The organism is Burkholderia sp. ZZQ-2, assembly GCF_050768715.1.
GTDB lineage: Bacteria > Pseudomonadota > Gammaproteobacteria > Burkholderiales > Burkholderiaceae > Burkholderia > Burkholderia cepacia.
In genome coordinates, this window is the sequence record NZ_LDVA01000093.1 from 38609 (window position 1) to 51934 (window position 13326).

Here is a 13326-nt window from a genome sequence, read left to right on the forward strand (position 1 = left end):
GGAAACGCCCCGCGCCGTCAACCCATCCGCTGCCAGGGGCGCGGGCCGGCCAGGATATGCGCGTGCAGGTGGTAGACCTCCTGCCCGCCGCCCGGGCCTGTATTGATCACCGTACGGAAACCCGTTTCGCCGCCCGTATAGGCGACGCCGAGCTGGCCGGCGAGACGCGAGACGAGCAGCATCAGCCGGCCGAGCATCGGCGCATCGGCCTCGCTCGCCGCCGACAGCGTCGGCAGATGCTGGCGCGGAATCACGAGCACGTGCGTCTCGGCCGCCGGGCGGATGTCGCGGAACGCGACGAATTCGTCATCCTCGTGCACCTTCGTGCTCGGGATCTCGCCTGCCGCGATCTTGCAGAACAGGCAATTCGGATCGTGACTCATGTTGCTCCTGCAGACGCCCGAACGCGGCCGGTCAGAACCAGGCCTGCGGATCGAGCGGCTTGTTGTCGTTCAGGTACAGCCAACCCTTGATGATACGGTACAGCGTCCAAATCCACGTGACAAACATCACTGCGAATCCGATCACCACGAACATCAGCGCGAACCCGATCACGTACGCGATCAGCGCGCGCCAGAACGTGCGGATCTGCCACTCGAAGTGGGCGGCATACGGCGTGCCGGCCACATCGTCGCGCTTCACGTAGTTGATGATGATCGCGATGATGCCCGTGACGCCGCCCGTGAGCCAATGAAACGCATAGAGGCCGTAGAGCACGTGAGTCAACGTGCGCAGCCCGTTCAGGCGTTCGGCGTCCGCGGCCCCCGGCACCGACGGCGGCGGAAACTGACTTGGCGTATCGGTCATGATGCTACCCCCGTTAGATGACAATTCTTACAGCTTACCGCACTGTGGCCATCCCGCGACAAGGGTCTGTCACCCGCCGTTTTCCTCACGCTCGCGACGCTTGCGCAGGGCCTTCTCCTCGATCCCCGACAGCCCTTCGCGGCGCTCGAGCTCGGCGATCACGTCGGCCGGGCTCAGGTCGAAATGCGACAGCATCACGAGGCAGTGGAACCACAGGTCGGCCACCTCGCCGACGAGCGCGGTCGGCGCGCCGCCCTGGCGCACGTCCTTCGCGGCCAGCACGACTTCCGTCGCCTCTTCGCCGATCTTCTTCAGCACCGCGTCGTCGCCCTTGTGGAACAGGCGCGATACGTACGATTGATCGGGGTCGCCGCCCTTGCGGCTATCGATCACGGCCGCGAGGCGCAGCAGCGTGTCTTCGGTCGATTGCGTCATTTGTAGATGTGTTCGGGATCTTTCAGCACCGGTTCGACCGCGACCCAGTCGCCGCTGTCGACGGTGCCTTCGAATTTCTGGAAGAAGCACGAATGCCGGCCGGTGTGGCACGCGATGCCCGACACCTGCTCGACCTTCAGCAGCACGACGTCCTCGTCGCAATCGAGCCGCACTTCGTGCACGTGCTGAACGTGGCCCGACTCCTCGCCCTTGAACCACAGGCGCTTGCGCGAACGCGAATAATAGACCGCGCGCTGCGTCTCGATCGTCTTCGCCAGCGCCTCGCGGTTCATCCACGCGAACATCAGCACGTCGTTCGTCGACGCCTCCTGCGCGATCACCGGCACGAGGCCGTTGTCGTCCCAGCGGACCTTGTCGAGCCACGCGGGCAATGCATTCGTTTCCGTATTCATCACAGCCTCACCGGGATGCCCTGGTCGGCCATGAAGCGCTTCGCCTCGCCGACCGTGTGCTCGCCGTAGTGGAAGATGCTCGCGGCCAGCACCGCATCGGCGCGGCCGTCCTTGATGCCGTCGGCCAGGTGCTGCAGCGAGCCGACACCGCCCGACGCGATCACCGGCACCGGCACCGCGTCCGACACGCCGCGCGTGAGCGCGAGGTCGAAGCCCGACTTGGTGCCGTCGCGATCCATGCTCGTGAGCAGGATCTCGCCCGCGCCGAGCTCGGCCATCTTGCGCGCCCATTCGATCGCGTCGAGGCCCGTGTTCTTGCGGCCGCCGTGCGTGAAGACTTCCCAGCGCGGCGTCTCGCCGTCGGCCGACACGCGCTTCGCGTCGATCGCGACGACGATGCACTGCGAGCCGTACTTGTCGGCCGCGTCGCGCACGAGCTGCGGGTTCGCGACCGCCGACGAATTCATGCTGACCTTGTCCGCGCCCGCGTTCAGCAGGCGCCGCACGTCCTCGACGGCGCGCACGCCGCCGCCGACGGTCAGCGGAATGAAGACCTGCGACGCGACGGCTTCGATGATCGGCAGGATCAGGTCGCGCTGGTCGGACGTCGCGGTGATGTCGAGGAACGTCAGTTCGTCGGCGCCCTGGTCGTCGTAGCGGCGGGCGATCTCGACGGGGTCGCCGGCATCGCGCAGTTCGACGAAGTTGACGCCCTTGACGACACGCCCGGCAGTCACGTCCAGGCAGGGGATGATGCGTTTAGCTAGAGCCATGATGTTGCGCCAAATGCCGCGATGGGACGGCCGGTTGCGGAAAGCCTCGCGCGAGGCTTCCGTTGGGGCCGCCTGCTGGCAGCCCCGGCGAGCGGGACAACCGCGCGCTTATGCGTTGTCGAGTTCGCCGTTCAGTTCGTCCGCGCGCTTTTGCGCGGCCGCGAAATCGAGATCGCCCGAGTAGATCGCACGGCCGCAGATCACGCCTTCGACGCCGTGCTCTTCCACTTCGCACAGATTCTCGATGTCCGTGAGGTTCGACAGGCCGCCGCTGGCAATCACGGGGATGCCGACCGCCTGCGCGAGCTTCACGGTCGCCTCGATGTTGATGCCCTGCAGCATCCCGTCGCGGCCGATGTCCGTGTAGACGATCGATTCGACGCCGTAGTCCTCGAACTTCTTCGCGAGATCGACCACTTCGTGGCCCGTGAGCTTGCTCCAGCCGTCGGTCGCGACCTTGCCGTCCTTCGCGTCCAGCCCGACGATGATGTTGCCCGCGAACGCGGTGCACGCGTCCTGCAGGAAGCCGGGATCCTTCACGGCCGCGGTGCCGATGATCACGTAGGACAGGCCCGCGTCGAGATACTTCTCGATCGTCTCGAGGCTGCGGATGCCGCCGCCGAGCTGTACGGGGATTTCATCGCCGACTTCGTCGAGGATCGCTTCGATCGCCTCGAGATTCTTCGGCTTGCCGGCGAATGCGCCGTTCAGGTCGACCAGATGGAGCCGCCGGGCGCCGAGATCGACCCACTTGCGGGCCATCGCCGCCGGGTCCTCGGAGAAAATCGTGGCCTGGTCCATATCGCCCTGTTTGAGGCGCACACACTGACCGTCTTTGAGATCGATGGCCGGAATCAGCAACATAGCAATCGGGTGTCGTCGTGGAAAAAGAAAAGAATCCGGCGCGTACCGGCCAATCCGGTACCGCGCCGTCTCGCTAGTTTAGTACAACTCTTTCGGCGCTTAGGCGCGCGAGCCCCGTAAGACGGGCCTCTGCGGCCCGCCGACTGTGGCACGCACGCGACGTTCACGGTTTCCAGTGTACGAAGTTGCGATACAGACGCAACCCGACCTCCGCGCTTTTCTCGGGGTGGAATTGGGTCGCGAAGAGGTTGTCCCGCGCGACCGCGGACGTAAACGGCGCGCCGTAGGCCGTTTCGCCGACCGTATGCGCCGGGTTGTCCGGCGTCACGTAGTAGCTGTGCACGAAGTAGAAATACGCGTCGTCGGGCACGCCGTCCCACAGCGGATGCGGCTGCGACTGGTGCACGCGGTTCCAGCCCATCTGCGGCACCTTGAAGCGCGAGCCGTCGTCCTGCACGCGGCCGTCGAGTTCGAAACGCACGACCTTGCCGGGCAACAGGCCGAGGCCCTTCGTGTCGCCTTCCGCGCTCCAGTCGAACAGCATCTGCTCGCCGACGCACACGCCGAGCAGCGGCTTCGTGCGCGAGGCCTCGATCACGGCCTCCTGCAAGCCCGACTCGCCGAGGCAGCGCATGCAGTCGGGCATCGCACCCTGGCCGGGCAACACGACACGGTCGGCCGCGCGGATCGCGGCCGGCGTGTCGACGATCGCCACGTCGGCGGCCGGTTCGGCCTTCTTGAGCGCCTGCGCGACCGAGCGCAGGTTGCCCATCCCATAATCCACAATCGCAATCGAAGTTTTCATCTCAGTGCAGGCAGTAGCGCCCTCAGTCCATTGACGATGAATTCCACCGCCAGCGCCGACAGCATCAGACCCATCAGCCGCGTGGCGATGTTGATGCCCGTGCGGCCGATCCAGTTCGCGATCGGCTCGGCGAGCCGCATCGCGACGAAACACAGAAAAGCCAGGGCCGCGCCGATCGCGACCAGTCCGGCCCGCTCATACCAGTGACGCGAGTTCGCCGCGTAAATGATTACCGTGCTGATCGAGCCGGGGCCCGTGAGCAGCGGAATCGCCAGCGGCACGACCGCGATGTTGTCCTTCAGCTCGGCCTCGTGGCGCTCCTCCGGCGTCGATCGCGTGTTGCCGATCTGCGCGTTCAGCATGTTGATCGCCATCAGCAGCATGATGATCCCGCCGCCCACCTCGAGCGACCCGACCGAAATGCCGAAGAAGTCGATGATCTGCTGCCCGAGCAGCGCCGTCACCGTCATCACGCAGAACACCGACACCGACGCGATCCGGATCGTACGCCGCCGCTCGATGTCCGTCTGCTGCGCCGTCAGGCTCAGGAAGAACGGCACCGCACCGATCGGGTTGATCAGCGCCAGCAGCGAAATGAACGATTTGAGCAGATCCATCGCAAGCCGGCGCCGCGCGCCGAAGCCGTGAGGTTGTCCTTGACGCTCCGTCCGGTCAGTTCAGGTTCAGAGGCTGCCCTTCGTCGACGGGATCTGCCCCGCCGCACGCTCGTCCAGTTCCACCGCCGCGCGCAGCGCACGGCCGAAGGCCTTGAACACGGTCTCGAGCTGATGGTGCGCGTTGATCCCGCGCAGGTTGTCGATGTGCAGCGTGACGCCCGCGTGGTTCACGAAACCGCGGAAGAACTCGATCGACAGGTCGACGTCGAACGTGCCGATCCGCGCACGCGTGAACGGCACGTGGAATTCGAGGCCCGGCCGGCCGGAGAAGTCGATCACGACGCGCGACAGCGCCTCGTCGAGCGGCACGTACGAATGGCCGTAGCGACGGATGCCCTTGCGGTCGCCGATCGCCTTCGCGACGGCCTGCCCGAGCGTGATGCCGACATCCTCGACCGTGTGGTGGTCGTCGATATGCGTATCGCCATGCGCTTCAACCTCGAGATCGACCAGACCGTGTCGAGCGATCTGGTCGAGCATATGGTCGAGGAACGGCACGCCGGTAGCCAGCTTCTGCTGGCCCGTGCCGTCGAGATTGAGCTTCACACGGATCTGCGTTTCGCTGGTATTGCGAACGACTTCCGCCACACGCATGGCAATTCCTTGACTGAGTCGATGTAAATGGGGATTGATCGTTTCGCGCTGCGGCGCCCGCAGGCTCAACCGGGCAGCGCGAGTTTCAAAGCGGCCAGCAGGCGCGCGTTTTCGTCGGGAGAACCGACGGTGAGCCGCACGCATTCAGCCAGCAACGGATGCATTTTACTCACGTTTTTGACCAAAACCCGCTCGGTGAGCAGCGCGTCGAACACGGCGGCCGCGTCCGGCACCCGCACCAGCAGGAAATTGCCGGCGCTCGGGAACACCGTCGCGCCCGGCAGCGCGGCCACGGCCTGCGCGAGACGCGCGCGTTCCGCCCGCAGATCGGCCGCCTGCGCGTCGAGTACGCCGAGGTGGTCGAGCAGGAAATCGGCGGTCGCCTGGGTCAGCACGTTGATGTTGTACGGCGGGCGCACCTTGTCGAATTCGGTCAGCCATGCGGGCGAACCGACCAGATAACCGAGGCGGATGCCCGCGAGGCCGAGCTTCGACACCGTGCGCATCACGACGACGTTGTCGAATTCGGCGGCGCGCGGCAGCCACGAGCGCCCGGCGAACGGCTGGTACGCCTCGTCGATCACGATCAGGCTGTGCCGCGCGGCGGCGACGATCCGTTCGATGTCGGCATCGTCGTACAGCGTGCCGGTCGGGTTGTTCGGATAGGCGAGATAGACGAGCGCCGGACGATGCTCGGCGATCGCCGCGAGCATCGCGTCGACGTCGAGCGTCAGGTCGGCCTTCAGCGGCACGCCGACGAATTCGAGCTGCGCGAGCTTGGCGGACAGTTCGTACATCACGAAGCCCGGCACCGGCGCGAGCACCTTCGCGCCCGGCTTCGCGCAGGCCACCGACATCATGCTGATGATTTCGTCCGAGCCGTTGCCGAGCAGCACGTCGCAGGCAGCCGGCACGCCCATCGCGTGACGCAGCTTGTCGATCAGCGCGGCCGGGCGCGGCGCCGGATAGCGATTCAGCGCGACCTGCGCGAGACGCTCGCCGAGCGCCGCGGCGAGCGGTTCGGGCAGCGGGTACGGGTTCTCCATCGCGTCGAGCTTCACGAATCCGCTCGCGTCCGGCACCGGATAGCTCGTCATCGCGAGCACGTCGCGGCGAATGATGTCTTGTGGCGTCGTCATGATCTCAAGCCGGCGTGCGTCGCGCCGGCGTCAAATGATCGGCAAGGCGGCGGCCGCCGCCCTGCACAGGTGTCTCCAGCCCCGGCCTTCGGGGTGCGGGCCGGGCGGCACATCCGCGCCTGCCCCGGCCCCGCGCTGCGTGCGCTCAGTTCTTCATCCGGAATTCGGCGCTCTTCGCGTGCGCCTGCAGCCCCTCGCCGTACGCGAGTTCGGACGCGATCTCGCCGAGCGTCTGCGCGCCTTCGGCGCTGACCTCGATCAGGCTCGAGCGCTTGATGAAGTCGTACACGCCGAGCGGCGACGAGAAACGCGCGGTGCGCGACGTCGGCAGCACGTGGTTCGGGCCCGCGCAGTAGTCGCCGAGGCTTTCGCTCGTGTAGCGGCCGAGGAAGATCGCGCCCGCATGGCGGATCTGCTGGCCCCACTGCTGCGGCTCCAGCGCGGAAATTTCCAGGTGCTCGGGCGCGATGTCGTTCGCGATCCGGCAGGCTTCGGCCATGTCGCGCACCTTGATCAGCGCGCCGCGGCCTTCGAGCGACGCGCGGATCACGTCCTGGCGCGGCATCGACGGCAGCAGCTCGTTGATCGCCTTCTCGACGCGCTCGAGGAACGCACCGTCCGGACACAGCAGGATCGACTGCGCGAGCTCGTCGTGTTCGGCCTGCGAGAAGAGATCCATCGCGACCCAGTTCGGGTCGGTCGTGCCGTCGCACAGCACGAGAATTTCCGACGGCCCGGCGATCATGTCGATGCCGACCGTGCCGAACACGCGGCGCTTCGCCGACGCGACGTACGCATTGCCGGGGCCGCAAATCTTGTCGACGGCCGGCACCGTCGCCGTGCCGTACGCGAGCGCGCCGACCGCCTGCGCGCCGCCGATCGTGAACACGCGATCGACGCCGCCGAGCAGCGCCGCGGCGAGCACGAGGTCGTTCTTCACGCCGTCCGGCGTCGGCACGACCATCACGATCTCGCCGACGCCCGCGACGCGCGCGGGAATCGCGTTCATCAGCACCGACGACGGATACGCGGCCTTGCCGCCCGGCACGTACAGGCCGACGCGGTCGAGCGGCGTGACCTTCTGGCCGAGCACCGTACCGTCGCTTTCCGTGTACTGCCAGCTATGCGTGCCGCACTCGATCTTCTGCTTCTCGTGGTACGCGCGCACCCGCGCAGCCGCCGCTTCCAGCGCCGCGCGCGCCTTCGGCGCGAGGCCGTCGAGCGCCGTCTGCAGCGCGTCCTGCGGCAGCTCCAGCGCGGCGACGCTGCTCGCGCTCAGCCGGTCGAAGCGGTTCGTGTACTCGAGCACCGCGGCGTCGCCGCGCGACTTCACGTCGGCGAGGATCTGCGCGACCGACTGCTCGATCGCCGCGTCTTCGCTTGCCTCGAATGCGAGCAGCGCGCGCAGCTCGGCGCCGAAGCCTTCGCTCGTCGAATCGAGCTTGCGGATGGTGATGGACATGGGAGTTCCGTTACGGTGATGCGCTCAACCGCCATTCTGCGACGCGCGTTCGAACGCGTCGAGGATCGGCTTGAGTGCCGTGCGCTTCAACTTCAGCGCAGCCTGGTTCACGACGAGGCGCGACGAGATCGCCATGATCTCCTCGACCTCGACCAGATTGTTCGCCTTCAGCGTGCCGCCCGAGCTGACGAGGTCGACGATCGCGTCGGCCAGCCCCACCAGCGGCGCGAGCTCCATCGAGCCGTACAGCTTGATCAGGTCGACGTGCACGCCCTTCGCGGCAAAGTGTTCGCGCGCCGTTTCGACGTACTTCGTCGCGACGCGCAGCCGCGCGCCCTGGCGCACGGCGCTCGCGTAATCGAAGCCGGCCGATACGGCCACCGACATCCGGCAGCGCGCAATGTTCAGGTCGATCGGCTGGTACAGGCCCGAGCCGCCGTGCTCGACCAGCACGTCCTTGCCGGCCACGCCGAAATCGGCCGCGCCGTATTCGACATAGGTCGGCACGTCGCTCGCGCGCACGATGATCACGCGCAGGTCCGGGTTCGTCGTCGGCAGGATCAGCTTGCGCGACGTTTCCGGATCCTCCGTCACCTGCACGCCGGCGGCGGCGAGCAGCGGCAGGGTTTCCTCGAAAATCCGGCCCTTCGACAACGCAAGGGTCAACGGCGGGGTCAGCGGCGCGGTCATGCTTGGCTCCCGGAAAGGCGGCGCACGTTCGCGCCGACGGCGGTCAGTTTGGCTTCCATGCGGTCGTAGCCGCGGTCCAGGTGATAGATGCGGTCGACGAGCGTTTCGCCGTCGGCACGCAGCCCGGCGATCACGAGGCTCGCCGACGCACGCAGGTCGGTCGCCATCACGTTCGCGCCCGACAGCTTCTCGACGCCCGTCACGAGCGCGGTGTTGCCGTCGATCGTGATGTTCGCGCCGAGCCGGTTCAGCTCCTGCACGTGCATGAAACGGTTCTCGAAAATGGTTTCGACGACCTGCGCGGTGCCCGTCGCGACCGTATTGAGGGCCATGAACTGCGCCTGCATGTCGGTCGGGAACGCCGGGTATTCCGACGTGCGGATCGTGACCGCCGACGGCCGGCGGTCCATCTTCACGCGCAGCCAGCTGTCGCCTTCCTCGATCGACACGCCGGCTTCGCGCAGCTTGTCGATCACCGCGTCGAGGATGTGCGGGCGCACGCCCGTCAGCATCACGTCGCCGCCCGCCGCCGCGACCGCGCACAGGAACGTGCCGGCCTCGATGCGATCGGGGATCACCGAATGGCGCGCGCCGTGCAGCCGCTCGACGCCCTGGATCACGAGGCGATCGGTGCCGATGCCGTCGATTTTCGCGCCCATCGCGACCAGCAAGTGTGCGAGATCGCTCACTTCCGGCTCGCGCGCCGCGTTTTCGATCACCGTCTCGCCGTCTGCCAGCGTCGCGGCCATCAGCAGGTTCTCGGTGCCCGTCACCGTGATCATGTCGGTCACGATGCGCGCGCCCTTCAGGCGCTTCGCGCGGGCTTCGATGAAACCGTGCTCGATGCTGATCTCGGCGCCCATCGCCTGCAGGCCCTTGATGTGCTGGTCGACCGGACGCGCGCCGATCGCGCAGCCGCCCGGCAGCGACACCTTCGCCTCGCCGAAACGCGCGAGCAGCGGCCCGAGCACAAGGATCGACGCGCGCATCGTCTTGACGAGCTCGTACGGCGCCACGAGGTTGTCGACACGCGACGCGTCGAGCTGCACGCGGCAGCCGTCGGTCTCGCTCTTCACGCCCATCTGGTTCAGCACCTTCAGCGTGGTGCGCACGTCTTTCAGGTTCGGCACGTTGTCGAGGTCGACCGGATCGGCGGTGAGCAGCCCCGCGCACAGGATCGGCAGCGCGGCATTCTTCGCGCCCGACACGACGATCTCGCCCGACAGGCGGTGGCCGCCTTCGATCACGAGCTTGTCCATCCCATGGCCATGCGATTCCCCGTTGGCGGCCGGGTGTGCCGTGGCGACGCTCTGGACGGCGTCGCGCTCGTTGACGGTGACTTGCACTCAGTGAGTTCCGGTTATGCGTTCTGCCATTCGGCGGGCGTCAGCGTCTTCATGCTGAGCGCGTGAATTTCCTGCTTCATGCGATCGCCGAGCGCCGCATAGACGAGCTGGTGCCGCTGGATCGGCCGCTTGCCTTCGAAGGCCGCCGACACGATCGTCGCGAAGAAATGCTGGCCGTCGCCTTCGACTTCCAGATGCGTGCAGGCGAGACCGCCGGCGATGTATTGCTTGACCTGTTCGGGAGTCGGCAACATGGTGTAAGGCTCCTGTCGGCGCGCGCCGCCTGCATGGCGGCCGCTGCCTGTCGATATCAATGACGCAGTTTGTAGCCGGTCGCGAGCAGCCGCATCGCGATCAGCGCGAGCAGCACGAAGAAACCGGTGACGATCGCGAGGCTCGCGAACGGGTTGATGTCGGACGCGCCGAAGAACCCGAAACGGAAGCCGTCGATCATGTAGAAAAACGGATTGAGACGCGAGATCTCGCGCCACACGGGCGGCAGCGAGTGCGTCGAATAGAACACGCCGGACAGGAACGTCAGCGGCATGATCAGGAAGTTCTGGAACGCGGCGAGCTGGTCGAACTTCTCGGCCCAGATCCCGGCGATCAGGCCGAGCGTGCCGAGGATCGCCGAGCCGAGCAGCGCGAACGCAATGATGAACAGCGGCGCCGCGAAATGCATCGGGATAAACCAGATCGTCACGACGAACACGCCCGTGCCGACCGCGAGGCCGCGCACCACGGACGCGAGCACGTACGCGCCGAAGATGTCGCGGTACGACAGCGGCGGCAGCAGCACGAACACGAGATTGCCGGTGATCTTCGACTGGATCAGCGACGACGAGCTGTTCGCGAACGCGTTCTGCAACACGCTCATCATCACGAGGCCCGGTACGAGAAAACTCACGTACTCGACGCCCGGATAGACCTCGACGCGGCCCGACAGCGCGTGGCCGAAGATCGTCAGGTACAGCAGCGCCGTCACGATCGGCGCGAGCACCGTCTGGAACGACACCTTCCAGAAACGCAGCAGCTCCTTGTAGAACAGCGTTTGAAAACCGCTACCCGACACTCGCCCGATAGCGCCCGGCTCAGGAGTTTGGAGGGAACGCAGTTCGCGTGGGGGTTGTTGATTCATGCCAGTCCCTCGATCACCTCGGCCCCGTTCATCACCTGGACGAACACGTCTTCGAGGTCGGCCTTGCGGACCTCGATCTCGTCGAACGTGCAGCCCGCCGCGCGGCACTGCGCGAGGATCCGCTCGACATCGTCGTAGCTCGACAGGCGCAGCAGGTGTTCGCCCGGCGCGCGCGCGGCCGGATCGGTCTCCAGCCCGCGCAGCTCGGCGGGCAGCGCGCCCGTTGCCAGCCGCAGGTACAGCTGCAGCCCCGCGAAGCGGCGCAGCAGTGCGTCCGTGCGGTCGAGCGCGACGACTTCCCCGCGACGCAGCATCGCGATGCGGTCGCACAGCGACTCGGCTTCCTCGAGGTAGTGGGTGGTCAGCACGATCGTGTGACCTTCGCGGTTCAGGCGCGAGATGAATTTCCACAGCGTCTGGCGCAATTCGACGTCGACGCCGGCGGTCGGCTCGTCGAGCACGATCACGGGCGGCCGGTGCACGAGCGCCTGCGCGACCAGCACGCGGCGCTTCATCCCGCCGGACAGCGCGCGCATGTTCGCGTCGGCTTTCTCGGTGAGGTCGAGATTGGCCATCACTTCGTCGATCCAGTCGTCGTTGCGGCGCAGCCCGAAATAGCCGGACTGGATCCGCAGCGTCTCGCGGACGGTGAAGAACGGGTCGAACACGAGTTCCTGCGGCACGACACCGAGCGCGCGGCGCGCGCCACGGAAGTCCTTGACGACGTCGTGACCGCGCACCGAGATACTGCCTTCGTCGGCCCGGGCGAGCCCGGCGAGGATACTGATGAGCGTGGTCTTGCCTGCGCCGTTGGGGCCGAGCAGACCGAAAAACTCGCCTTCCTCGACCGACAGGCTGACGCCCTTGAGCGCCTGAAGCGATTTGTAGCGCTTCTTGACGTGACGGATTTCTATGGCTGACATGACTGTGCGCGGCGCAAGGGCCGCGACGCCTATTCTGTGCTTGCTGCGAATGAAAATGGGGGCCGGACGCCGATTGGCTGCCCCGCAAAACGCTTGATTATAGGGCAAACCGGCTGGTGGAGCCGGTGCCGGAGGCACGCGGCCTGAAGCGTGCGCGCGCCGGCTGGCGCGGCAGGCTCCGGTCGGACAGGGTCAATGTCGCCCGGTGCCTTCGATGAGCGCGTCGACGCCGTAGGCGCGCGCGAGGCTGGCGAGCTTCGGGGGGAGATTGAGGATGTCGAGGGTCGCGCCGCGCGCCTTGGCGGCACGTTGCCATGCGAGCAGCACGGCGAGCGCGGACGAGTCGAACTGCGTCAGCGCCGCGCAATCGACGGCGGTCGCGCCCGCGCCGATGCGCGCAAGACCGTCCGCGAGCGCGGACTTCGCGCTCGCGACGGTCAGCGAGGAACCGGCTTCGAAGCCGCTCACGACGCTTGCTTGCCGGCGGCAAGTTGCTGGTTGCGCTGCGTGAGGAACTGGATCAGCCCTTCCACGCCGCTTTGCTGGATCTTCTCGTTGAACTGCTGCTGGTACGTCTGGATCAGCCATGCGCCGAGCACGTTCAGGTCATACACCTTCCAGCCGTTCGACGTCTTGTACAGGCGGTAGTCGATCTGGACCGGCTGGCCGTTGTTCATCGCGACCGTCTTGACCACGACATCGGTATCGGCCGGATCGGCGCGGAACGGCGGGTACTGGATCTGCTGGTCCGGCTTCAGTTGCGCCAGCGCGCCCGAATACGTGCGGATCAGCAGCAGCTTGAACTGCTCCTGAACCTGCTGCTGCTGTTCGGCCGTCGCCGCGCGCCAGTTGCGGCCCATCGCGAGCTGCGTGGTGCGGCGGAAATCGGTGTACGGCAGGATGTCCTTGTTGACGATCGTGATGATGCGGTTGGTGTCGCCCTGCTTGATCGTCTGCTGCTTGACTTCGTCGAGCACCTGCTGCGTCGCCGTCTTGATCAGCGCCTGCGGGTTCGACTGGTCGACTTGCGCGTGGGCTGCGCTGCCGAACGAGAACAGCGCCGCGAAAACGGGGATCAGGAACAGTTTTTTCATCATAGTGACCTGCATGAATATGTCGATGCGAAGGTTGGAGCAGGTAGCTTACGCGCAAGTTCGCGCACGCTACCGACTGAATCGTTTCTGGCTGTAACGAATGTAAATCCGTCAGTGCAGACGAATGCTCGGGAAGCGGAACCCGCCCGGTGACGGCGGCGCCACC

General features: G+C 66.4%; 18 protein-coding genes. All 18 read right to left on the bottom strand.

All coding sequences use genetic code 11. The annotated features are described in order from the left end of the window. Positions 1–17: 17 nt before the first annotated feature. The 18 genes from ABY44_RS04920 to ABY44_RS05005 all read right to left on the bottom strand — a co-directional run bounded on the left by ABY44_RS04920 (position 18) and on the right by ABY44_RS05005 (position 13160). Positions 18–383: a histidine triad nucleotide-binding protein gene (locus ABY44_RS04920; RefSeq protein WP_021161851.1), complete on the bottom strand. Its 366-nt coding sequence runs from the start codon at positions 381–383 to the stop codon at positions 18–20. A 31-nt stretch (positions 384–414) separates the two neighbouring features. Then, positions 415–807: a DUF4870 family protein gene (locus tag ABY44_RS04925; RefSeq protein WP_011350734.1), complete on the bottom strand. Its 393-nt coding sequence runs from the start codon at positions 805–807 to the stop codon at positions 415–417. 69 nt (positions 808–876) lie between these two features. Further along, positions 877–1242, bottom strand: coding sequence for a phosphoribosyl-ATP diphosphatase (locus ABY44_RS04930; RefSeq protein WP_006485344.1), 366 nt, complete (start codon positions 1240–1242; stop codon positions 877–879). After that, a complete protein-coding gene (gene hisI, locus ABY44_RS04935; RefSeq protein WP_039366640.1) occupies positions 1239–1655 on the bottom strand; it encodes a phosphoribosyl-AMP cyclohydrolase in 417 nt (138 codons plus the stop codon). The genes ABY44_RS04930 and hisI overlap by 4 nt, the downstream gene beginning before the upstream one ends. Beyond that, a complete protein-coding gene (hisF, locus tag ABY44_RS04940; protein ID WP_011350732.1) occupies positions 1655–2428 on the bottom strand; it encodes an imidazole glycerol phosphate synthase subunit HisF in 774 nt (257 codons plus the stop codon). The genes hisI and hisF overlap by 1 nt, the downstream gene beginning before the upstream one ends. A gap of 108 nt (positions 2429–2536) precedes the next feature. Further along, a complete protein-coding gene (gene hisA, locus ABY44_RS04945) occupies positions 2537–3292 on the bottom strand; it encodes a 1-(5-phosphoribosyl)-5-[(5-phosphoribosylamino)methylideneamino]imidazole-4-carboxamide isomerase (protein WP_021161854.1) in 756 nt (251 codons plus the stop codon). 163 nt (positions 3293–3455) lie between these two features. Further along, positions 3456–4097 carry an imidazole glycerol phosphate synthase subunit HisH gene (gene hisH / locus ABY44_RS04950; RefSeq protein ID WP_027788537.1) on the bottom strand — a complete coding sequence of 214 codons (642 nt, stop codon included), beginning with the start codon at positions 4095–4097 and terminating at the stop codon, positions 3456–3458. After that, on the bottom strand, positions 4094–4714 hold the full coding sequence (locus ABY44_RS04955) for a MarC family protein (RefSeq protein WP_027788538.1): 621 nt from the start codon (positions 4712–4714) through the stop codon (positions 4094–4096). The genes hisH and ABY44_RS04955 overlap by 4 nt, the downstream gene beginning before the upstream one ends. A gap of 66 nt (positions 4715–4780) precedes the next feature. Next, a complete protein-coding gene (gene hisB / locus ABY44_RS04960) occupies positions 4781–5368 on the bottom strand; it encodes an imidazoleglycerol-phosphate dehydratase HisB (RefSeq protein ID WP_011350728.1) in 588 nt (195 codons plus the stop codon). 65 nt (positions 5369–5433) lie between these two features. Beyond that, positions 5434–6507, bottom strand: coding sequence for a histidinol-phosphate transaminase (gene hisC, locus ABY44_RS04965; RefSeq protein ID WP_021161857.1), 1074 nt, complete (start codon positions 6505–6507; stop codon positions 5434–5436). Positions 6508–6652: 145 nt separating this feature from the next. Continuing rightward, positions 6653–7969 (bottom strand): histidinol dehydrogenase, encoded by a 1317-nt coding sequence (hisD, locus tag ABY44_RS04970; protein WP_060173902.1) that lies wholly within the window; start codon positions 7967–7969, stop codon positions 6653–6655. Positions 7970–7993: 24 nt separating this feature from the next. Continuing rightward, positions 7994–8647, bottom strand: a complete 654-nt coding sequence (gene hisG / locus ABY44_RS04975) for an ATP phosphoribosyltransferase (protein WP_027788540.1) — start codon at positions 8645–8647, stop codon at positions 7994–7996. 8 nt (positions 8648–8655) lie between these two features. Then, positions 8656–10005 carry a UDP-N-acetylglucosamine 1-carboxyvinyltransferase gene (gene murA / locus ABY44_RS04980; RefSeq protein WP_027788541.1) on the bottom strand — a complete coding sequence of 450 codons (1350 nt, stop codon included), beginning with the start codon at positions 10003–10005 and terminating at the stop codon, positions 8656–8658. Between the two features lie 14 nt (positions 10006–10019). After that, entirely contained in the window at positions 10020–10259 is a 240-nt protein-coding gene (locus ABY44_RS04985; protein WP_006477131.1) for a BolA family protein, read from the bottom strand. A 56-nt stretch (positions 10260–10315) separates the two neighbouring features. Further along, positions 10316–11143, bottom strand: a complete 828-nt coding sequence (locus ABY44_RS04990) for an ABC transporter permease (protein WP_226127385.1) — start codon at positions 11141–11143, stop codon at positions 10316–10318. Next, positions 11140–12066: an ABC transporter ATP-binding protein gene (locus ABY44_RS04995; RefSeq protein ID WP_027788543.1), complete on the bottom strand. Its 927-nt coding sequence runs from the start codon at positions 12064–12066 to the stop codon at positions 11140–11142. The genes ABY44_RS04990 and ABY44_RS04995 overlap by 4 nt, the downstream gene beginning before the upstream one ends. A gap of 192 nt (positions 12067–12258) precedes the next feature. Then, positions 12259–12534, bottom strand: a complete 276-nt coding sequence (locus tag ABY44_RS05000; RefSeq protein WP_027788544.1) for an STAS domain-containing protein — start codon at positions 12532–12534, stop codon at positions 12259–12261. After that, positions 12531–13160, bottom strand: a complete 630-nt coding sequence (locus tag ABY44_RS05005; protein WP_027788545.1) for an MlaC/ttg2D family ABC transporter substrate-binding protein — start codon at positions 13158–13160, stop codon at positions 12531–12533. Before ABY44_RS05005 ends, ABY44_RS05000 begins: the two co-directional genes overlap by 4 nt. Between the last annotated feature and the right edge of the window lie 166 nt (positions 13161–13326).

Bases quoted from the DNA above. Each gene is read 5' to 3' on its own strand.
- ABY44_RS04920 (WP_021161851.1), bottom strand. From the start codon at position 383: ATGAGTCACGATCCGAATTGCCTGTTCTGCAAGATCGCGGCAGGCGAG.
- ABY44_RS04925 (WP_011350734.1), bottom strand. From the start codon at position 807: ATGACCGATACGCCAAGTCAGTTTCCGCCGCCGTCGGTGCCGGGGGCC.
- ABY44_RS04930 (WP_006485344.1), bottom strand. From the start codon at position 1,242: ATGACGCAATCGACCGAAGACACGCTGCTGCGCCTCGCGGCCGTGATC.
- hisI (WP_039366640.1), bottom strand. From the start codon at position 1,655: ATGAATACGGAAACGAATGCATTGCCCGCGTGGCTCGACAAGGTCCGC.
- hisF (WP_011350732.1), bottom strand. From the start codon at position 2,428: ATGGCTCTAGCTAAACGCATCATCCCCTGCCTGGACGTGACTGCCGGG.
- hisA (WP_021161854.1), bottom strand. From the start codon at position 3,292: ATGTTGCTGATTCCGGCCATCGATCTCAAAGACGGTCAGTGTGTGCGC.
- hisH (WP_027788537.1), bottom strand. From the start codon at position 4,097: ATGAAAACTTCGATTGCGATTGTGGATTATGGGATGGGCAACCTGCGC.
- ABY44_RS04955 (WP_027788538.1), bottom strand. From the start codon at position 4,714: ATGGATCTGCTCAAATCGTTCATTTCGCTGCTGGCGCTGATCAACCCG.
- hisB (WP_011350728.1), bottom strand. From the start codon at position 5,368: ATGCGTGTGGCGGAAGTCGTTCGCAATACCAGCGAAACGCAGATCCGT.
- hisC (WP_021161857.1), bottom strand. From the start codon at position 6,507: ATGACGACGCCACAAGACATCATTCGCCGCGACGTGCTCGCGATGACG.
- hisD (WP_060173902.1), bottom strand. From the start codon at position 7,969: ATGTCCATCACCATCCGCAAGCTCGATTCGACGAGCGAAGGCTTCGGC.
- ABY44_RS04985 (WP_006477131.1), bottom strand. From the start codon at position 10,259: ATGTTGCCGACTCCCGAACAGGTCAAGCAATACATCGCCGGCGGTCTC.
- ABY44_RS04990 (WP_226127385.1), bottom strand. From the start codon at position 11,143: ATGAATCAACAACCCCCACGCGAACTGCGTTCCCTCCAAACTCCTGAG.
- ABY44_RS04995 (WP_027788543.1), bottom strand. From the start codon at position 12,066: ATGTCAGCCATAGAAATCCGTCACGTCAAGAAGCGCTACAAATCGCTT.
- ABY44_RS05005 (WP_027788545.1), bottom strand. From the start codon at position 13,160: ATGAAAAAACTGTTCCTGATCCCCGTTTTCGCGGCGCTGTTCTCGTTC.